The following is a 20,899-nucleotide window of genomic DNA, read 5'->3' as shown; positions in this document are numbered from 1 at the left end:
TTATTCAAGCAATTAACGACGCCAGTAACACGCTTCTGGTCTTATTTTATTGTATAAAAAGGTTTTTGCATGAGCGATATCTCTGCACGTTTAGCCTCAGAGCTAAATGCACAGCAGCAACAGGTTGTTGCAGCAACAAAGTTACTTGATGAAGGCGCAACTGTTCCTTTTATTGCACGTTACCGTAAAGAAATCACAGGTGGATTAGATGACACCCAACTGCGTCTTTTAGAGCAACGCTTGTCGTACTTACGAGAACTTGAAGAGCGCCGTGGTTTTATTTTATCGACGATAGAATCGCAAAATAAACTCACCGCCGAGCTAAGCGCCGATATTGCCAGCGCACAAAGTAAAACAGAGCTTGAAGATTTATACTTACCTTATAAAGCTAAGCGCCGTACTAAAGGCCAAATAGCAATTGAAGCAGGCTTAGAGCCTCTTGCCGATACACTATTTAACGATGCAAATTTAAGCCCAGAGCAAGAGGCCGAACAATTTGTAAATGCCGAAAAAGGTATTGCAGATACTAAAGCGGCACTTGATGGCGCTAAATTTATTTTAATGGAGCGCTTTGCTGAAGACGCTAAATTACTTGCTAAGTTTAGAAGCTATATAAGCCAAAATGGCGCTATAGAAAGCTCACTCATTAAAGGGCAAGAACAAGCAGGCGCTAAGTACAGAGATTACTTTGAGCATCAAGAAGCCCTTAAAAAAGTTCCATCGCACCGTGCACTTGCGATGCTACGCGCTCGTAACGAAGGCATTTTACAGTTAAATGTAAATCCAGAGCCAAACTCAGAAAATTCAGCTCAACTATGCGCACAAATGATTGCTGAACATTACCGCTTAGACATTAAATATAAAGCTGCAAGCGAGTGGCTTTTAAATGTTGTGCAATGGGCATGGAAAATTAAACTCGGCTTACACCTTGAGAATGAGTTTTTAGCAGCAATGCGCGAAAAAGCAGAAACTGGCGCTATTGACGTATTTGCTAAAAACTTAAAAGACTTATTAATGGCGGCTCCAGCAGGCCCGCGAACTACTTTAGGGCTCGATCCTGGCTTACGAACTGGCTGTAAAATTGCCGTTGTAGATAGCACAGGTAAATTGCTTGCCACACAAACTATTTTCCCTCATGCACCGCAAAATCATTGGGATAAATCCATTCGCACATTAGAGCAGCTTTGTCGTCAACATAAAGTAGAACTTATTGCGATTGGTAATGGCACCGCATCTCGCGAGTCAGACAAATTAGTTGCCGAACTAATTAAAGCCAATACCGAGCTTAAACTAAATAAAATTATGGTGAGCGAAGCGGGTGCATCGGTTTACTCTGCCTCTGAATTTGCTGCCAACGAATTTCCAGATTTAGATGTTTCTATACGTGGTGCTGTATCTATTGCTCGTCGCTTACAGGACCCTCTTGCTGAACTTGTTAAGATTGAGCCAAAATCAATTGGTGTAGGCCAATACCAACACGATGTATCACAAAGCCAGTTAGGCCAAAGCCTAATTTCGGTCGTTGAAGATTGTGTAAACTCAGTAGGTGTAGATTTAAATATGGCATCAGTGCCGCTACTTACTCGCGTATCTGGTTTGAACAAAACATTAGCGCAAAATATTGTTAATTACCGCAATACTAACGGCGTATTTACTAAGCGCAGTGAACTTAAAAAGGTTGAACGTTTAGGGCCAAAAGCCTTTGAACAAGCGGCCGGCTTTTTACGTATTAATAATGGCAGTGACCCTTTAGATAATTCATCTGTTCACCCTGAAGCTTACCCGATTGTTAAGCGTATTTGTGAGCGTAATAGCCTTGATGTAAGTAGCTTAATTGGTAACAGTGACTTTTTAACTAAACTTGCTGCTAACGATTATATTGACGAGAAATTTGGCTTACCAACCGTTACCGATATTATTAGTGAGCTTGATAAACCTGGTCGCGATCCGCGCCCTGAGTTTAAAACTGCTGAATTTAAAGCGGGCGTTGAAAAAATTAGCGACCTTAAACCAGGTATGATTTTAGAAGGCGTTGTATCTAACGTTGCTAACTTTGGTGCGTTTGTCGATGTAGGCGTTCATCAAGATGGCTTAGTGCATATTTCAGCAATCACTAATAAGTTTATATCAGACCCACGCGAAGTAGTAAAAGCTGGCGACATTGTAAAAGTAAAAGTGGTTGAAGTAGACGCAGCTCGTAAACGTATTAGCTTTACTATGCGCTTAGATGACGACATAGACACAAGTAATAAACCAGCCGCTGCTCCTCAAAAACAACGTAATAGCAACTCACAGCAACCTCGCGCAGCTAAGCCAAAGCGCGATAATGGCAATGCTATGATGGGTAATGCGTTTGCAGATGCATTTGCTAACGCAAAAACTAAAAAGTAAACGCTGTTAATACCAATTGCATTAAATTAGTGATCTATTATAGCAAAAAGAAAATAGCTCAATAACAAGGCTAAAATTATGATACATAGTTGTTCTATATAAATAATTTTTAACGTAGTTAGTGAGTTATTTAATACGCTAGAATGATCATGTTTTTAATAAAATTGGTATAACTTACTAAACTAAAAAAGCCGCTAATGCGGCTTTTTTATTATTTATATTGTTTTAATGCTAACTAACCTAAACCTAATCAACCATACGCCGAAAAGCCACTTTCATTTTGTGGAGAGCTCGTCATTTGATAAAAATTAGCAATACGACCGGCTCGTGCGTCTACTTCAGGATCGCGTGATTGCTCTGTATTAGTATCGCTTTGTGATTCTGCTGTGCTGGTTTCGTTTGATGAGAGTTTAGTGCTTTGCTCACTTTCTTCAGTTTGCTCTTCTTTAGGAGCTGAAAGTTCAGCTTGGGCAGCCGCCATTTTTTGTGTTGCATCAGCAGCTATGGCTCTGTCTGCACTTGATGGCTCTGCTGGGGCAAGTGCCGCTGCACGTACCGTTTGCATTTTATCTATTGTCGCTTGCGGATCGTCTGGGATTTCAGATACATCAATTTGTACCTCACCGCCAATAGCGTAATTTGTGCCATCCGGACCGCGCTGGTATTCATAACTAGGAGAGCCAGCATATTGCCCCCCTACAGAGGCGTGCGCTTGCTCATGAACTCGTACTTCGGTATCGCGCGCTTTCAGTTCTTTTATTTGTTGTTGCTCTTGTTCGAGCTGTTGCTCTTCTTGCTCAGTTTCTTGTTGAGACGCTTCTTGCTCGGCCTCTTGATCAGCACTCTCTGAATTTTCTGAATTGCCTTCACGCTGATCAATTGCTTTATCGTCAGCTAGTTTACCGGTGGCATCATAAGTCGATACATCACTATTACTGCCTGGCAGCTTAGCTTTTTCAGCGTCGCTTTGAGCTTTAGTTTCAGTATTGCTTGCGCTACTTGAAGCTGGAGCAGGAATAACTTCCCGAAGTTGATTGTCACGCCGTGCAGATTCCGTATAAACATTTGCGGTGTTTATATTGATAGACGGAAATGGCGTGACAATATTCATTATTGCTACACTTTAATATCGATTAACGTGCCAAGTACGTCATCGGCCGTTTGAATAGATTGCGTATTAGCTTTGGCGTTAAACTCTTCCACTTTTAAATTTACAAGAGCTTCGTCAACACGAGCGGGCTGTGCAACGGGTGCAGTAACCGCTTCCTCTGGGCGTGCAGCAGTAAGCTGACGCTGCTGCGCTAATTGCGCATCGTCTTGCTGCTCTATGCTGGCGCGGTTAATCTCAGCGCTTGCCTTTTCTATACCTTGGCTTACACGATTAAACCCTTCAACACCACTATTAAATACAGATCCTATTGGCATAATAAAACCTCCATCAACTAAACATTGTTTAATTATCGCTCAGGTCATATACAAAATAAAGCTTTAAACAATGTTAATATTTTCTCTACTTTAAAGCATTGATTTAACGGTAGATAAAAACTCATCTTTATGAGAAATAAATGGCGCATGCGAGGCTTTATCAATCACTTCGTATTCAAAGTCAGTATTTAGTGCTGCCATTTTACTAACCGCTTTATACGGCACCAATGCATCTAACCGGCCAAATATAGCTTTAATAGGCACAGTGCAATGTGCAAATAAACCACGTAAATCGTCATTTTGTAAAATTTCTAAACCAGCACTCAATGCTTCACTTTTTGGTGCGTTGTACTGATTTAGTAATTGTTTAAGCTGTTTTATATCATCACGCGCCGACTCGCTACCCATTGCTTGAATGGCTAAAAAGCGCTCTATTGTTTTTTCTCGATGGTTAACCAACTGCTCTTTAAACTGCGTCAATACATTTGCTTTTATTCCCGGCCAATTATCTGACTCAGCAAAAAAAGGGGTTGAGGCAATTAAAATTACTTTTGATACTTTTTCTGGCCAATGCTTAGCAATATAAAGAGCAAATAAGCCACCTAACGACCAGCCCATTAAAATAGAATGTGGCTTTAGCTGCTCACTTAAAAGCGCTGCCGCATCATGTAAAGTATAGGGCGTTGGGCAAACAGAACTATTACCAAATCCAGGTAAATCAAGACTACGTACATTTGCTGAATATAAAAACTCTAGCTCAGGCTTTATTAATTGCCAAACGCCTTGGTTCATTCCCCATCCGTGCAATAGCACTAACTCATTTTGCATATTTACCAAACCTTTACCAAACTTAGGCTCATCATAGCGTTTAAAAAGGCGATTGCAATGCGAAGGTTGTATCAATGAAACAGACGGTTTTAAATTGGTTATTTCCTTCATACTGCGTGCAATGTCAAAGCCCTATTACTGCTAATTTAGGGTTATGTAGTTTTTGCCTTGAAGACTTGCCATTATTTGATTTTACAGCTCATAAAAACTTACTGCATCGACCTGATATTGTTGAAATGTTTCCTAATTGTGAGTTTGATATTTTATTTGCTTGTGCGTTTTATCAAACACCTTTTGAACACTGGCTTAAACGGCTAAAATTTAATAACCAAATTCATTATAAAAAGGCATTACAACAAATCATCGAAAAGCAGCTCAAGCAGTTTTTTGAGCAAAGCCCTACTCTGCCAGATTTCTTTATTATTTTACCGTTACATAAAAGTCGATTTGTTACTCGTGGTTTTAATCAAGTAAGCCAAGTGTGGCAACCTTTATTGATTAAAGTTGCACCTCTAAATAACAGCCTTATTCGCAATAAAAAAACGCAAGCGCAATCTGAACTTTCAAAAGCTAAGCGAGTTAAAAATTTAAAAAATGCCTTTGTTTGTACACAAGATATGGGCGGTAAAACAATTGCTATTATTGATGATGTTATGACAACAGGCGCTACACTTAATGCTGCTACACAGGCTTTAAAACAAGCGGGCGCTAAACATGTGTGGGCATTTACCACATGTTTAACGCCGCTTTAATTATTTCAATTAAAAACGAGCTCTTACGCCTAAACTAACTGAGCGTCCTGGTAAAGGGGCTTCGTCTTTTAAGTACGATGAATGCACACGCCCTTCTTGATCAGTTAAGTTATCGCCTTTTATATAAATGGTCATATCTACATCGCCTAAATCTAGATAATAATTAGCTGAGGCCGATAGCATGGTATAACCTTTTGTTGAAGTTTCGTTATCCGCTATTTTGTCTTGTTTAGCGTTACGAATGACTTCGACTTCGGTGTGCCAATTTCCATATTCATAATGTACTGACGAGCCCACTCTCATTGGTGGTATTCTTGGTACATTACCGCCTGAGTCTAATTTAGCGCGCGTATAATCGGTAAACACTTCTAAGCGCCAATCATCGTTTAAATGCCAATCTACCTGCGCTTCATATCCATATAAACGAGCGTCTTGCTGTGCAAACAACACGACAGGCAAGCCATCAGCTTCGTCGTCAGGTTCACCTGAAACAGCCACTTGGTTTTCGTAATCGGCTGAGGAAATAAAAGCACCATCACTGATAACTAAATCTGTGAAACTTTCAAAAACATAGTCACTAATATCATTATTAAAGATGCTAACGTTAGCGTTCCATGTATCACCGGTATATCTATATGTAAGGTCTAAATTATTTGAAACCTCTTTATCCATACTTTCATTAGATTGAACAACACTATATTGACCGGCGTTGTTACTAAGCTCAAATCCACCGCCAACTTCGTAAGTACCAGAGCCAATATGAGGCCCATATGCATATATTTCTGAAGCTGAAGGTGCACGCTGTGAATATGCGTAATTAAAAGCTAATGAGTGTCTATCATTGATACTCCATACAACACCAGCAGAACCTGAAACCGCGTCATAATCTTTATCGTCAAACGAAACTGAGTTAGACGAACTAAGGGCTGTAAAAAAGTCATTGTCTACATCATGTGTTGACTGCTCAACACGAGTACCTACTTGCCACAATAGCGAGCCTACTTTTTTCTCTTCCATTAAAAATGCAGCAATGCTGTCTGTTTTGGTTGGAGGCGTAAATGCTTCTTCACCAATCGCTTCAAAATCGCTATGGTTATAATGTAAGCCCACAATCCCTTTCCAGCCATAAACAGGTGCATGCTCAGCCCACAACCTTGACTCTATACTTTCGTTTTTAAAAGTTGTGCCAATTTCAGCCCCTTCAATTTCAGAGTGCTCATAATCGGTATAAGCGTTTTGCCAATGCACTGCTTGTATAAAGCCATCTAAATTATTCCAATCCACTACGCCTTGATAGCGATCTTGGTTAAGCTTTATAAATACGCCCTCTTCACCCGGTAAGCCATAGTCAGAGTCCATATGCCCATACGAAAAAGCAACGCGCATATCGTCAGTTATCCAGCCTGCGCCTAGGTTATAGCCACTTGCATCAATATCTGAGTTTGTAAGTGTAGTACTGCCACCGTCTTCATCAATATCTGCTGGCACAGGGATTTTGTAATCATCGGTTTTACGGGTATATCCATCAATATGAAAAGCAAAATCACCGGAACCTGCGTTTAAATCTGTTGAAAGAGTTTTAGCATCTGCAACATTATCGTACTGCGCAAATACTTCACCACTTACGCCTTCTTGCCTTTGCGTGGGTAAGCGGTTATCAACCACATTTACTACTCCGCCAATAGCACCACTGCCGTATAAAAGCGTAGCTGGGCCTCTTAAAACCTCAATTTGGGTGGCTGTAGATGTTTCGGTTGAAACCTGATGATCTGGCCCTACACGCGATGCATCTGATGCACCTAAACCATTTTGAACCACTTTAATTCTTGGTCCATCTAAGCCTCTAATAATAGGGCTACTTGCCACAGGTCCGTAATAAGAGCTGTGTACCCCGGGTACACTTTTTAACGTATCGCCTAAGGTTGCAGCTTGATTTTGATCTAACTCTTCGCCGCTTAAAATTGTTACAGGAGTGCTTGACTCAAGCACTGTACGCTTTATTGGCGACGCTGTAATTAAGACTCTTTCAATGTCTGTTTCGTCTTTTTGAGGGTTTTTTTCATCGGCATACGCCGTGCTACTCATTGCTGCTAATAAAGCGATTACTAAAGGTGAATAGTTACTTTTCATTTTGTTATCTCTAAAGTACACAATAAAACACACTCGTTATTATTAAGAGTGCTAAGGATGTTTTAACTGATGAACTTAACCAGATCTCTGAATCATAAATTTATTTTGCGCACTGAAAAGCCCTCGCTAGCAAAATAATTTAAATATCAACACTACTTTAATTGGTTAGAAGTCGCTTAAATAGAGATCTGGTTAATTTAAGATAACAGTTGGAGGGTCTCTGTTTCCTGCAATAGCCACAAATTCACTGTAAAAGTGCTGACTACTAAATTGTATTGCAGAAAAATTATCTGTGCTTAGCGCAAACAGGCTTACTTTGGCAGGTATAGAATGTTCTAAATCAAGGGAGCTTAAGCACAGCTCACATTCTTGCTCAGTTTTTAAGGCATGTGCAGTATCGTGCCATACAGAAAAAACACTGAACAACAAAAAAAACACCGCACTGTAGTTTAATAGTGCTTTGTGGTTTCTAAGTGAATGTAAAACAGATGCTTGCATAATGGATATACTATAACGTTACTATAAGGTGTGTCGATAGAATAATTTATTATTTATACGCACAATAAACCTGTTAAGCATTATAAATATAGGCACTTAACAGGTTGTATAGCTATGCTTTAAAGCTAGCCCAAGGCCCAGTAATGGCGAGCGTTTTAGTTGGTGAGTATACATTTACAAATAAAGTAGTTCCGTCGGGTGAAAAACAAGCGCCGGCAAGTTCTGTTTGCTCAGCTAAACGCGCAAACGTATACACCTCTCCGGTGGGTGTAACACCGCGTAAATGGTTATCTACTATATCTGTATATTGGTCTTCACAAACAATAAGGTGTCCATTAGGTGCAACAGTTAGGTTATCACCAAAGTTAAATAATGACTCGTCTTCGCTTTCTACAAATAATTCTATTTTACCTGGTGAAGAACTTTCATTATTAGCGCCTTCAAATTCCGATGGCTGATATTTCATTACTTGGCCAAGCTGCTTTTTACCGCCGTTAGTGCAACAAAAATAAAGCTCGTTATTGCCCCAGTGTATACCTTCTCCACGGGCAAACAGTGCCGCCCCTTGTTTATGACCTCTTATTCTTAAATCATCTTTTGGGCTCTGTGGATCATCTAAATCAATCCACTCAACTTCCATTTGTGTGTGTTTAAGCATTGCAGTTTCACTCCAATTTCGGGTATCAAATTGAGCGTGTTTTTTAATAACCATAGCCTGCAACTGGCCACCTTTATTAAGTTTGCCATATTCATTAGGAATAAAACGATAAAATAAACTATCCCCCCTATCCTCAGTAAGATAAACAATGCCTGTACGTGGTTCGATTGCAGCGGCTTCATGATTAAATCGGCCCATTGCAACAAGTGGTTCTGGTTTTACCAAACCTTTTGCCGTAGCAGGTACTTCAAATATATAACCGTGAGATTTGCCTAATCCATCGGCCTGACTAGCGACTGTTTCTTCACAAGTAAGCCAACTCCCCCATGGAGTAATACCACCAGAGCAATTGCGTATTGTTCCACATAAGGATAAGTATTCTTGCTCTTTTTTGTGCTCTTTAATATTGTAAATTATATGGCTTGTGCCGCCAGGTAACGCCACGCCATCTTCAAATTCATCATACGCTAACGGTGTTTTATGCGATTGAATACTAGTGGCTGCGTGCTTAATATTTTTAGGGGAAAGTTCGTGGTTACGAACTAACGCTACAGTGTCATCGTCAAGTGCTATACAGCCCATGCCATCGGCCTTATCTGGTACATTTAAGCCATCATCCATAGTATCGCCCAATTGAGAAATAACCTTGTAGCTAAAACCAGCAGGTAAATCGAGTAGTTTTTTTGTATCAGGAATTAAACCACCGTATGCATATACGCTATCTACTAAGTTAGCTAAAGTAACTTTACCAAATGCGCTTTTAGAAAGGCCGATAAATGCAAGCGTACCTGCACTTAAAAGAAACTGTCTTCTGGAAACCATAATTAAACCTATAGCGATAATGCTTTTTAAAAGAGGGTAAATAGTAAATTAAAATGACGGACTAAAATGCATCTGTATTGTAAATTCATAGAAATGTCATATTTAAAACTAACCACAAATGTATAAAACTCTGTGGCTTAAAACAGGCCTTAACAGCCTGTTTTAAATATAAATAGTATTAGCCGCCATTAACTCTAAAGGTATGACCAAAAAACAAAGCGTTACTAAGTAAGCGGCTTGTACCATACCAGTACCCTCTAAACACAGGGTCATCGGTCATGCCAATAACAGTACCGCGCCCGTATGAATGTGCTATTAGCCCTGCACCACCTGCAACTTGCTCTACATTTACAGCATCGGTAAAACCAGCTAGTAAAGGCTTTTTGGTATAGGTGAGTATATTTACAAATGGCGCCTGTGAAGCTTCGAGCAACCAAGTGCTATTTTTAAATACAGGCAGTGTTTCGCGCTTGAGCGAAAAAGTAAGTGGGTGTGTTAAATCAGCATTTGTATTAAAAATAGCTCCCGCAATACGTTGACGCCCAGCGAGGTGATCTTTATCTGCGTAGTTTAACCCTTGCGTATTAAACGCACTTGCTACATCTTGACGCGATAAGTAGCTGGCTTTTAATAATTGCTGATCAGCTAAAAATTTTGCGCCACCTTTGTGGCCCCAAATAACACCGCCTTTTCTTACCCATGTTTTTATAGCTACTTTTTCGGCATCTGAGAGACTGCTGTAGTTACCATGAGCCAATACTATATGGCTGTAATTACTGAGCTCAACAGTACTTAAACGCTGCATTTCTACTATAGTTGGCGCCACACCTACAAAACGGTCTAGGTAATACCATACTTCTCCCGCTTCGTATTGGCTTATGCCTTTTCCGCCTATTAACAACACTTTTGGCTCGTTCACTACTGCCATTGTACGAGAGCCTAAATCTGCGCCTTCGCTTGTAAGGCCTGAAGTAATAGGTTTAATAGCGATGCCAAACTCATTTTGTGCATTGTTTAACAGGCTAACCCAGTCTTTATTTGTTTGCAGCCCTGCTGGTACAATAATACTGCCCGAATCAAATTTCACTTCGCCTGAAGGTGTTTTAGCTTTTAATGGGCTTAATGCAACACGCGCTTTTATGCCTTGCTTTAAAAGACTATTTAGCATTTTTGGCGCTAGGTAGTCATCCCACGAAAAACCAAACGCATAGCCTTGTTTTAGTGCAGCAAAAGAAGGTTTAACTGCTTTTTTCCATGCTGTATTGGCAATTTTTAAGCCCCAGCTACTTTTTACTTCAGCAAACGGTAAATTAAATGCATGAGCAAGCGTCCACCCAGACACATCGTAAAATGTATTGTCGGCAAAGTTTTTTTGCTCGCTAAAAATAGCTTTTATTAAACGATATTGTGGTTGAGCTAAAGGTATAAAATAGCTATTAGTGGTAAAATTTTTACCTTTGGCTTTAAGTGGTTTTGTTAGTGCAAACGCATCTATTTGGTGCTGCTTTAACAGCCCTAAAAAGTGCTTAATGCGGGTGTTGTCTTTTTCACCTTCAACTACGTAGCCTTCAAAGCTCTCTTCTTTTGCTAAATCAATTGCTTGATTATAAAACTGAGCTTGGTACTCAAGTAATGCCACGCGGTTATCTACAGCTGCTTTAAAGGTCGATAGACTCGTTAAAAGCTGATTTTTAATAGTAAAAGGAAAAGTAAGCGTACCGTTTATGGTTTCTTGTACATGCCCGCGCGAGCTGGCTTGTTCAAATAAAATACCTACACCGCCGTTTACATCGGGGTAGGTTGAACCTTTTCCGTAATAAAAATCGTCAAAGCTTTCTTCTGTAAAATAAAGTGCGTTATTTTCATCAAGTGTTTTTGCATGATAGTTTGCGATGGCTTTAGTTAAACTAACATTTTCATCCGGTGTTATTGGGTGCTTACGACTAGGAATACCCGGCTGAAAAAAGTAGCTACTGTTAGGCCCCATTTCATGAAAATCGGTTAAAATATTAGGCTTCCAAGTATGAAACTTTGCAATACGCGCACGTGATTCTGGGTGCTGTAGTAATAGCCAATCGCGGTTTAAATCAAACCAGTAATGATTAGTGCGGCTACTAGGCCAACCTTCAACATGTTCACGGGTTTTAGGATCGCTCGATAAGTTCATACCTCGGTTGCTGTTTGCCCAATTAGCAAAACGAGCTAAGCCGTCGGGGTTAAGCGAAGGGTCGAGTAAAATAACGGTACTGTTTAGTAACTCTTCTATTTCAGCACCTTGTGCGGCTGCTAAATAATAAGCCACCAGCAAAGCTGAATTACTACCAGATGACTCGTTACCATGCACACTGTAGCCCATCCATACAACGCTAGGTGGCACTTGTGAATTTGTTTTGTTGCTTGTTTTATTATCTAGGCGTGCTAAATGATCTTGACGAATTTGCTCTATTTTTGTGAGCTTATCAGCGGCAGTAATGGTTAGCATAACTAGCGGGCGCTGCTCATGTGTACGGCCAATAACTTCAAAATTTATTCTATCGCTTTTATCAGCAAGTATTTCCATATAACGCACGAGTTGGTCGTGCCTTACATGCCACTGCCCAACTTCATAACCAAGCACTTGTTCAGGCGTAGGAATTGCTGGGTCAAATTTTACATCTTGTTCAAAATAGTACGAAAGTGGTTTTGCCATACTTGAAAAGCTAAGCATTGCCACCATTATTGTTATTATCCACCGCATATAAATCACTCTAAAAATGTTTGTTATTTGCACGCTAGCATTGCTTAAAATAGATGCCAACTTTTTACGCTCAACACTAGCCGCAACACGATGAGCGGAGTATGATATGCAGTATCCGAGTAATTTAGTCAAGTATAGACGGTTTTATGATTTCTATTTCCGAAACAGCACAAGCGCATTTTGCTAAACTTTTAGCAGATCAATCACAGCAAACCAATATTCGTGTGTTTGTTGTAAACCCTGGTACATCACAAGCGGAGTGTGGTGTTTCTTATTGTCCAGAAGACGCTGTTGAAGACAGTGACATTCGCTTAAACTTTAATGGTTTTGATGCCGTTGTAGATACAGAAAGTGCACCTTTTTTAGAAGAAGCTGAAATTGATTTTGTTACCGACAAAATGGGCACTCAATTAACGCTAAAAGCACCTAATGCTAAAGCACGTAAAATTGGCGAAGACGCTACATTAAACGAACGTGTACAACACATGCTTGAAACAGAAGTAAACCCACAACTTGCTAACCATGGTGGTCAAGTAAGCCTTGTTGAAATTACAGCCGCAGGTATTGCTGTACTTCAGTTTGGAGGTGGTTGTAATGGGTGCTCTATGATCGATGTAACGCTAAAAGAAGGCATCGAAAAAGAGATGATAGCTAAGTTTGAAGAAATCACTGGTGTTGCCGATATTACAGAGCACCAAGCAGGCGATCACTCTTACTATTAAGCACTATTGATGCTAAAGCAGCTTATTTATCGCTTAGGAAGCAATCCTAAGCTGAGCTTAAAGCGCTTTTTTCGCGGCTTAGTACTGTTTGTGCTAGCCGTGATTTTCATATCTATTGGGTACTATACCCACTTCAGTTTACAAATTATCGGCATTGTTATTTTAACCCCTGCACTTTTCTTTGCTGCTTGGGGCTATAGCGGTATTTTTGCCAATCGCTTTTCTCAGGTTTTAAAAGATATGGGGCCTAAAAATCACGACCCTGACCTGTGGAAGTAAGCTTAATCCAACAGTTGATTATTTGCTTTTAAGCGCTGATACTTAATAATTAATGTAACTCCACGCATTAACATAAAGCAGCTCATTGCAAGCCATAGTCCATTGTTTTGCCAATCAATAAATACCCAAAACACACCAAAAAAACCTACTCCAGCAGAAAGTATCATACTGTTACGCATATTTTTAGCTCGTGTTAAGCCTACAAATACGCCGTCAAACAAAAAGCAGCTCATCGCTAAAATAGGCAATACAATTACCCAAGGTAAATAGTGAGTAGCCTCTTGTATTACTTCTGGTACATTAGTTAAAAGCTTGATTATAGTGCTGCCAAATAATGCAAAAAAGGCACTGTATAAAATGCCAAAAAGCATTCCCCAAAATACACTAATTTTAACCCACATCCTTATTTTTTTAACGCTTTGTTGGCCCTTCGCCTGCCCTACCTTTGCCTCTGCGGCATACGCAATTCCATCTAGGGCAAAGCTCACCAACATTAAAAAGTTGAGTAAAACAGCATTGGCCGCTAATGTGGTTTCGCCAATACGCGCCGCGTAAAATGTCATAAAGCTAAAACATACTTGCAGTATTAAAGAGCGAATAAATATATCGCGGTTTAAACTTAGTAACTCAGCCATTTTGCTAATACTAAGCCAATGCGGCGTGCTTAATTCGATCCCTTGTTTTTTGGCTAGTTTTACAACCAAAATTAAGGCAAATGCTAAAGCAGTATAATCGGCAATAAGTGATGCCCACGCAGCCCCTGCAACCGCCCAATCTAAGTACACAACAAAGTAAATATCAAGCACGATATTAGTTATATTAGTCACTAATAAAAGATAAAATGGCCCTCTGCCATAGTGCACACCAAGCATCCAACCGAGTAACACTAAATTACATAATGCTGCTGGAGCACTAAAAATTCGAATGCTAAAGTACTGATAGGCTTGAATAAGTACATCGTTATGCGCAGCTGAAAGATAAGCTATAGCGTGTTTTATTAAGGGGGATAACACAATTAATAACACAGCAACTGCACTTGCAAGCAATAAGCTTCGTTTAAGTAAAGCAGCAAGCTGAGTTAAATCGTTTTTTCCATATGCTTGAGCAACCAGTCCCGTGGTACTCATTCTTAAAAAACCAGCGAGCCAGAATAAAATAGAAATAACAGCGGAGCCTAAGGCAATACCAGCTAAATAATGAGCACTACCTAAGTGGCCTATTACGGCGGTATCAACAATTCCTAACAATGGCACTGTGATATTTGATAGTATCATCGGACCCGCTAACAACAGCAAGCTTTTATGGTGTGCCTTATTATGTATAAGAAATTGTTTCATTTAGTATTATTTATCCTCATTAGTGTATCTGTACGTGCTCAAGCAGCCGTAATTTTACAGTATCATCATGTTAGCGAAACTCTACCCGCTGTAACAAGCGTTAGTGCAAATACATTTACTAAGCATTTGAGTTATTTAAAAGAGCATGACTTTAAGGTTATTGCGCTTAATGAGTTGATTAGTGCTCTAGAGCAAAGTGAAACCCTGCCCGATAAAACCGTTGCCATTACTTTTGATGATGGCTACAACAATAACTACGAACAAGCAGCGCCTATTTTAGAAAAGTTTGGCTACCCATACACTATTTTTGTAAACCCAAAATTAATAGATGAAGGCATGAGCTACGTTATGGGTTGGGATAAACTAAAAGAACTCGCTAAAAAAGGCGCTTTGATTGCTAATCACAGTGGGCAACACGATTACTTACATCGCAAGCTTGAAAACGAAACAAATGCTCAGTGGCGCTCTCGTATTAAAAAAGACATTCTAGATTCGCAAAAACGCATAAAAGAAGAAACCGGACAAGATTATAAATACTTAGCCTATCCGTATGGTGAGTTTAATAACGAGCTACAAGCACTGGTAACAGAGCTCGGCTTTATTGGTATTGGCCAGCACTCAGGGGCGGTAAATAAAGATTCTAACTTTAGCCGTTTACCGCGTTTTCCGGCATCTGGTTTTTATAGTAAATTAGAAACACTTATTACTAAGCTTAATTCACGAGCTTTTAATATTACTAAACTAACTTACAAAGACAGCGTGACAGAGCAAAACCCACCTATGCTTACGGTGACGTTTAATATGGGTGATTTTCATAAAAGCCAATTTGCTTGTTACGTATCAAGCGTAGGCCAAGCAGATTTAAACTGGATCAGTGAAAGCACAGTAGAAATAACCTCACCAAAAGTACTTAATAAAGGCCGTTCACGCTTTAATTGTACTGCGCCTTCTATTTCAAACCCAGGAAGTTACTTTTGGTTTTCACAACCATGGGTTATCGAAAACGCTAAACCTTAATAGCTTGGCTTAAAAGGCGCTGGGTAACTTTATCTAGCGCTACGACTTCGTTTTCAGCCCCAATATCAATTGCTGCCTTAGGCATTCCCCACACAACGGATGAATACTCATCTTGCGCCATTGTATATGCCCCGCTTTGCTTTAAACCAAGTAAGCCTTGTGCACCATCGCTCCCCATGCCTGTAAGTATTGCAGCGACGACATTTTTTGCACCTGTTTGTATTAATGAGTTAAATAAAACATCTACCGCAGGTTTATGCCTATTTACGGGCTCGTTATCATCAAGCTGGCAATATAAACCCACCCCTCGCTTAACAATACTCAAGTGTAATCCACCAGGAGCAATATAGGCGTTGCCTGCTGTTAGCTTATCCCCTTGTTCTGCTTCTTTCACATTTATGGTACATGTACGATCCATTCTTTGCGCAAAAGAAGCACTAAAGCCTGGAGGGATATGCTGCGTAATAACAATGGGTGGGCAGTTTTTTGGCATTTTAATTAACACCTCTTTAATAGCCTCTGTACCACCGGTAGATGCTCCTATTGCAATGACCTTGTTCAACAAAAACTGCGTGTTAGCTGCAATAGGCTCATTAGATATAGGCTTTTTAAAACCTCTTACCCTTGCACCTGCAGCGACTCTTACTTTTTGTTGTACTAAAGCACTGTAATGGCTCATGTGTTCTTTAACATTAACGGTGGGTTTAGCTATAAAATCTACTGCACCGAGCTCTAATGCCTCTAACGTAATAGGTGAACCTTTTTTTGTTAAAGTAGAAATCATCACTACGGGCATTGGCCTGAGCCGCATTAAATTTTTTAAAAAACTAATACCATCCATTTTTGGCATTTCAACATCAAGAGTCAGCACATCAGGGTTAAGCTTTTTTATCATTTCCCGCGCTTCGTAAGGATCCTCAGCACAACCTACAACTTTTATGTCGTTAGCTTGGCCTAAAATCTCGGTAAGTAACTGCCTAATTAATGGAGAGTCATCAATTATTAATACTTTTATCATATGCACCCCTAAAACAGTTCAATATCTGTTTTTTTATCTTGCTGTTGAAGATTTTGTAAGTATTTAACTTCGCGTTTTTCAATTGTATTGTTATGAAGATTTTTAAGTTTTTTTACGTGCACTTTACCAGTATGCGGATGAAAAAAAATTTTCCTAGGCCAAGGTCCACCCATATCATGAGCAACTAAATTAAGCGCTTCTTCTTTTATGTAGGCATTCGCAAAACTTATATTACCCAACCCAATATCTGTCATCGCACTTATTATTCGCCCGCCACCAAAGAGTTTAATTTTTAAATTTTTGCGTGATCCGCCATTTTTGAGCACTTCGTTAATTAAATACTCCATAGCCCAATTGCCGTATCGCCCGCTTAAACTATGTGCACCTTCTACATGCTCACCTTTTTTTACCGGCAACATAAAGTGATTAACGCCACCAATTCCTAATTTTTCATCGTATACACATGCCGCAATGCAAGAGCCTAAAACGGTTGATATCAGTTCATTATTTTTTGATACATAAAACTCACCCGGTAAAATTTTAGCGACCACACTTTCTCGCCCAGAGTCCCAATAACGCTTTATATGCTCAAACCCAGGAAGAACCCCTTTAAACTGTGCGTGCATCGGCGGCCTTTTGGTACATAGTTTTGCCTAAATTTTTAAACTCAGTATGCTCTTTGCCCATGGTTTCTGAGTGACCTAAAAATAAATGCCCATGTGGAGCGAGTATTTTTGCATAACGTTTAAATAATAAATCTTTAGTGTCTTTATCAAAGTAAATAACAACGTTACGGCATAAAATTAAATCAAAGGGCCCTTTCATTGGCCAATTTTGTAATAAATTTAAGCGTTTAAAAGAAATTAACTGCTGTAGCTTTGGTTTAACCTTATAGCTTTCGCCATCTTTACTTTTTAAAAACCAACGCTTTAACAACGCATCATCTAACCCATTTACATTAGCCGCGCTATAGACACCTGTATGTGCTTTTTTAAGTACATTAGAGTCTAGGTCTGTCGCTAAAATCTTAACGTCCCAGTTGCTAGGAAATAACTCATGTAACGCCATTGCTAGGCTATATGGCTCTTCTCCTGTTGAGCATCCAGCCGACCAAATTCGTACTCGTCGACTGTTTTTATTTTGTACTAACAAAGCGGGGACTAATTGTTTTTTTAGATAATCAAAGTGATGGGATTCACGAAAAAATGAAGTTAAGTTAGTTGTTAACGCATTAATAAATGCATCAAACTCCTGATCTTTATGGCTATTTAAATAAGCTAAATAAGTACTAAAATCTGTTAGTTTTCTTTCTCGTATGCGCCGTGCAATACGTGAGTACACCATTTCACGCTTATGCTCACCAAGCACAATACCGCATGCGTTATACACTAAAGCGGCAATTTCTTTAAAGTCGCGCTCAGTAAATAAAAACTCTTTCATTAGCTACTCTCAAATACAGAACAAGCGGCGCTTAGCGCAATTAATTACGCTAAGCTAAGTATATTTAACAAGCGCTTTGAATAATAAATCCCTTAATCAAAGCTCAGGTTATTTACTAAAACTCCTCCCACTCTTCAGCCGAATCTACAAAGTTTTCGCCTCGTGGTTTACTTCGGCTAAAGCTACTTTGCGGTTGCTGTGTTAAAGCAGGCGTACTCATGGTTGATGACACCAATGGTATGTCTTGCTGCCCTAACGAAAAGAAGTGAAGGAGTCTGCGCATTTCGTTTGCTTGCTCGGCCATAGACTCACCAGCTGCAGATGCCTCTTCTACAAGTGCAGCGTTTTGTTGAGTCATTTCATCCATTTGAGAAATAGCTTTGTTCACTTGCTCAATACCTGCGCTTTGCTCCTCTGATGCTTCGGTAATATCAGAAATCATTTGCGTAACACGCTGTACTGAAACAACAATTTCTTTAAGTGTTGCACCTGACTCATTAACTAACTGAGACCCATCGGCGACTTTCCCTACACTGTCTCTTATTAACTCTTTAATTTCTTTAGCGGCCCCTGCTGAGCGCTGTGCTAAGTTACGAACTTCACCTGCCACTACGGCAAAACCACGGCCTTGCTCGCCCGCTCTTGCTGCCTCAACGGCAGCGTTAAGTGCTAACAAATTAGTTTGAAATGCAATTTCGTCAATCACACCAATAATGTCTGCGATTTTTTTACTCGACTCGTTTATTGCCGACATGCTAGTCACAGCGCGGTTTACAACCTCGCCGCCTTGTATTGCCTTTTCACAAGTCTCTTCTGCTAAATCGTTCGCTACTTTTGCGTTATCGGCATTTTGGCGAACTGTGCTGGTCATTTCTTCCATACTCGATGCTGTTTCTTCAAGTGACGAAGCTTGCTCTTCAGTACGTTGACTTAAATCAGCATTCCCTTGTGATATTTCCTCTGCACCACTTGCTACAAGTGTTGCTGAAGAATTTATGCGATTGATTACTTCCGTTAGTTTATCTGCGGTTGTATTTGCATCGCGTTTTAGCTTATCAAATGAGCCTTTGTACTCACTTTCTATGCGTTTTGATAAATCACCACTTGCCATCGCATCAAGCATATTTGCGGTATCAGCAACTGCATCATCAACAATTTTAACTAGGCTATTTAACCCTTTCGCTAAACGTAAGAAAAATCCGCTTTTATCAGCTTCAATTACTCGCGTATCCAGCTCCCCATTTCCAGCGGCTACAATGAGCTCTGCAATCTCTTTTTCAATAGCCACTTCATCAGTTCTATCTTCCCACTCAACCACTGTGCCTATGCGTTCGTTTTCGGGGGTCAAAATAGGGTTAGCTACCAAGCCAAATGTACGTCCACCAACAAGTATTTCTGCTTTGTAAGTAGTTGTTAACTTATCAAGTAGGCTTTGCTGATGTGCAGGGTTTTTATGAAAAATATCAATATTTTGTTTAAGTAAGTTTGTACTGTCGAAATTAGGCAGATCTTTGCGTAAATCATTTTCTGCTGCACTCATCATATTTTTAACGGCTTGATTCATATAAACAATAACGTTTGATGCATCAGCAATCATGGTATTAGTTGCAACGGTATCAAGCGCTTGGCGTACACGTAGATTTTCTTGGGCTTCGCTGCGTTCTTGCTCTGCTTTTGCAACACTTTGCGTTATATCTTCCCACTCAACAATAGTTCCTAAGCGCTCTCCTTCATGGCTTACCCAAGGAGAGGCAATAAGGGTAAATATAAGCCCCGCTAATCTTAGCTCTGCTTTATGCGGTTGTTCTAAATTTTTTAATAAGTCACGCTGATGTGATGGGTGTTTATGAAAATCATCAACGCATGTACCAATTAAGCTATCTACAGCAAAATTAGGTAATACCGTTTGCAAGTCTTTCTCTCTGGCTTTAAGCATTGAATGAACGCGATCATTCACAAATACTATATTAAGATCTTTATCTGCAATCATTACATTTGCTTGACATACTTTTAATGCACTGGCTAAATCGGCCGCTTTTCGAGAAGCTTTTTCTAACTCTTTTTGCTCAGTAATATCTGATGCGTATTTTATAACTTTGAATGGTTTGCCGTTCATATCGTAAATAGGGTTGTACGATGCTTGAATCCAAACTTCTTGTCCTTGTTTACCTATTCTTAAATACTCGCCAGAATCAAACTCGCCTTGCGCTAACTTATCCCAAAATGCTTTATATTCATTACTATTAGCGTATTCAGGTTCTACAAATAAACGATGATGTTTACCTTTTATTTCATTAAGTTGATAGCCTAAGGTATTTAAAAAGTTATCATTGGCATCAATAATAGTGCCATCTAAATTAAACTCTATAACTGCCTGAGACTTACTAATAGCATTAATTTGCCCAGCAGCTTCTGCCGTTACTAACTTTTGCTTAGTGATATCTGTGGCAAACTTTACAACTTTAAGTATTTGGCCGCTCTCATCAACAATGGGGTTATAGGTTGCTTGAATCCAAACCTCTTTATTATCTTTAGCGTTGCGTTTAAATTCATCAGAAATAAATTCACCATTGCGTAGACGCTGCCAAAAGTTTTTATAGTCGTTACTTTGCGCCTCATCTGGGTCTACAAATAAAGAATGGTGCTGGCCTTGGACCTCTTCAAGCCTGTAGCCCATTGCACTTAAAAAATTAGAATTTGCAGTAATTATTTGTCCGTTAGGTTCAAACTCAATCACCGCTAATGATTTATTTAACGCATCGACAATTAAATCATTACTGGATTTTGACTGCTTTGGATTACTAAACCATCCCATGCCCATCACCACCTTTAAGTTATTTTTTAT

General features: G+C 39.7%; 17 protein-coding genes. 5 read left to right on the top strand and 12 right to left on the bottom strand.

From position 1 onward, the window contains the following. Positions 1-69 precede the first annotated feature (69 nt). The gene (locus ALFOR1_RS00970; protein ID WP_104641780.1) at positions 70-2,391 is read left to right on the top strand and encodes a Tex family protein; all 2,322 of its coding nucleotides are present in this window, start codon (positions 70-72) and stop codon (positions 2,389-2,391) included. Positions 2,392-2,641: 250 nt separating this feature from the next. On the opposite strand, the gene ALFOR1_RS00965 is transcribed toward ALFOR1_RS00970, so the two are convergent. From ALFOR1_RS00965 to bioH, 3 genes are all read right to left on the bottom strand, one after another. Further along, entirely contained in the window at positions 2,642-3,502 is an 861-nt protein-coding gene (locus ALFOR1_RS00965) for a putative metalloprotease CJM1_0395 family protein (protein ID WP_058547929.1), read from the bottom strand. A gap of 5 nt (positions 3,503-3,507) precedes the next feature. Beyond that, positions 3,508-3,816 (bottom strand): hypothetical protein, encoded by a 309-nt coding sequence (locus ALFOR1_RS00960; protein WP_104641779.1) that lies wholly within the window; start codon positions 3,814-3,816, stop codon positions 3,508-3,510. 90 nt (positions 3,817-3,906) lie between these two features. Beyond that, a complete protein-coding gene (gene bioH / locus ALFOR1_RS00955) occupies positions 3,907-4,644 on the bottom strand; it encodes a pimeloyl-ACP methyl ester esterase BioH (protein WP_104643597.1) in 738 nt (245 codons plus the stop codon). 74 nt (positions 4,645-4,718) lie between these two features. Between bioH and ALFOR1_RS00950 the strand changes: the two genes are divergently transcribed. Beyond that, positions 4,719-5,396: a ComF family protein gene (locus ALFOR1_RS00950; protein WP_104641778.1), complete on the top strand. Its 678-nt coding sequence runs from the start codon at positions 4,719-4,721 to the stop codon at positions 5,394-5,396. Positions 5,397-5,405: 9 nt separating this feature from the next. On the opposite strand, the gene ALFOR1_RS00945 is transcribed toward ALFOR1_RS00950, so the two are convergent. The 4 genes from ALFOR1_RS00945 to ALFOR1_RS00930 all read right to left on the bottom strand — a co-directional run bounded on the left by ALFOR1_RS00945 (position 5,406) and on the right by ALFOR1_RS00930 (position 12,241). Further along, the gene (locus tag ALFOR1_RS00945; protein ID WP_104641777.1) at positions 5,406-7,526 is read right to left on the bottom strand and encodes a TonB-dependent receptor; all 2,121 of its coding nucleotides are present in this window, start codon (positions 7,524-7,526) and stop codon (positions 5,406-5,408) included. Between the two features lie 192 nt (positions 7,527-7,718). Next, positions 7,719-8,024: a hypothetical protein gene (locus ALFOR1_RS00940; protein ID WP_058547932.1), complete on the bottom strand. Its 306-nt coding sequence runs from the start codon at positions 8,022-8,024 to the stop codon at positions 7,719-7,721. A gap of 112 nt (positions 8,025-8,136) precedes the next feature. After that, positions 8,137-9,504: an alkaline phosphatase PhoX gene (locus ALFOR1_RS00935; RefSeq protein WP_104641776.1), complete on the bottom strand. Its 1,368-nt coding sequence runs from the start codon at positions 9,502-9,504 to the stop codon at positions 8,137-8,139. Between the two features lie 178 nt (positions 9,505-9,682). Continuing rightward, a complete protein-coding gene (locus ALFOR1_RS00930) occupies positions 9,683-12,241 on the bottom strand; it encodes a M14 metallopeptidase family protein (protein ID WP_104643596.1) in 2,559 nt (852 codons plus the stop codon). 146 nt (positions 12,242-12,387) lie between these two features. Here ALFOR1_RS00930 and nfuA point away from each other — a divergent pair, with 146 nt between their 5' ends. Continuing rightward, the gene (gene nfuA, locus ALFOR1_RS00925; RefSeq protein ID WP_058547934.1) at positions 12,388-12,963 is read left to right on the top strand and encodes a Fe-S biogenesis protein NfuA; all 576 of its coding nucleotides are present in this window, start codon (positions 12,388-12,390) and stop codon (positions 12,961-12,963) included. A 9-nt stretch (positions 12,964-12,972) separates the two neighbouring features. Continuing rightward, a complete protein-coding gene (locus tag ALFOR1_RS00920; RefSeq protein WP_104641775.1) occupies positions 12,973-13,242 on the top strand; it encodes a hypothetical protein in 270 nt (89 codons plus the stop codon). 2 nt (positions 13,243-13,244) lie between these two features. On the opposite strand, the gene ALFOR1_RS00915 is transcribed toward ALFOR1_RS00920, so the two are convergent. Then, positions 13,245-14,579 (bottom strand): MATE family efflux transporter, encoded by a 1,335-nt coding sequence (locus ALFOR1_RS00915; protein WP_173827027.1) that lies wholly within the window; start codon positions 14,577-14,579, stop codon positions 13,245-13,247. Here ALFOR1_RS00915 and ALFOR1_RS00910 point away from each other — a divergent pair. Continuing rightward, positions 14,559-15,596, top strand: a complete 1,038-nt coding sequence (locus ALFOR1_RS00910) for a polysaccharide deacetylase family protein (RefSeq protein ID WP_104641774.1) — start codon at positions 14,559-14,561, stop codon at positions 15,594-15,596. The genes ALFOR1_RS00915 and ALFOR1_RS00910 overlap by 21 nt on opposite strands. Here the strand turns inward: ALFOR1_RS00910 and ALFOR1_RS00905 are convergent. From ALFOR1_RS00905 to ALFOR1_RS00890, 4 genes are all read right to left on the bottom strand, one after another. Further along, positions 15,586-16,614 (bottom strand): protein-glutamate methylesterase/protein-glutamine glutaminase, encoded by a 1,029-nt coding sequence (locus tag ALFOR1_RS00905; RefSeq protein WP_104641773.1) that lies wholly within the window; start codon positions 16,612-16,614, stop codon positions 15,586-15,588. The two genes, ALFOR1_RS00910 and ALFOR1_RS00905, sit on opposite strands and share 11 nt — an antisense overlap. 8 nt (positions 16,615-16,622) lie before the next feature. Further along, entirely contained in the window at positions 16,623-17,240 is a 618-nt protein-coding gene (gene cheD, locus ALFOR1_RS00900; protein WP_058547938.1) for a chemoreceptor glutamine deamidase CheD, read from the bottom strand. Beyond that, positions 17,224-18,054: a CheR family methyltransferase gene (locus ALFOR1_RS00895; protein ID WP_104641772.1), complete on the bottom strand. Its 831-nt coding sequence runs from the start codon at positions 18,052-18,054 to the stop codon at positions 17,224-17,226. The genes cheD and ALFOR1_RS00895 overlap by 17 nt, the downstream gene beginning before the upstream one ends. Before the next feature lie 115 nt (positions 18,055-18,169). Further along, positions 18,170-20,869, bottom strand: a complete 2,700-nt coding sequence (locus tag ALFOR1_RS00890; RefSeq protein WP_104643594.1) for a methyl-accepting chemotaxis protein — start codon at positions 20,867-20,869, stop codon at positions 18,170-18,172. Between the last annotated feature and the right edge of the window lie 30 nt (positions 20,870-20,899).

The organism is Pseudoalteromonas carrageenovora IAM 12662 (assembly GCF_900239935.1).
Taxonomy (GTDB): domain Bacteria; phylum Pseudomonadota; class Gammaproteobacteria; order Enterobacterales; family Alteromonadaceae; genus Pseudoalteromonas; species Pseudoalteromonas carrageenovora.
This window is presented reverse-complemented; position numbering and strand designations above follow the sequence as displayed.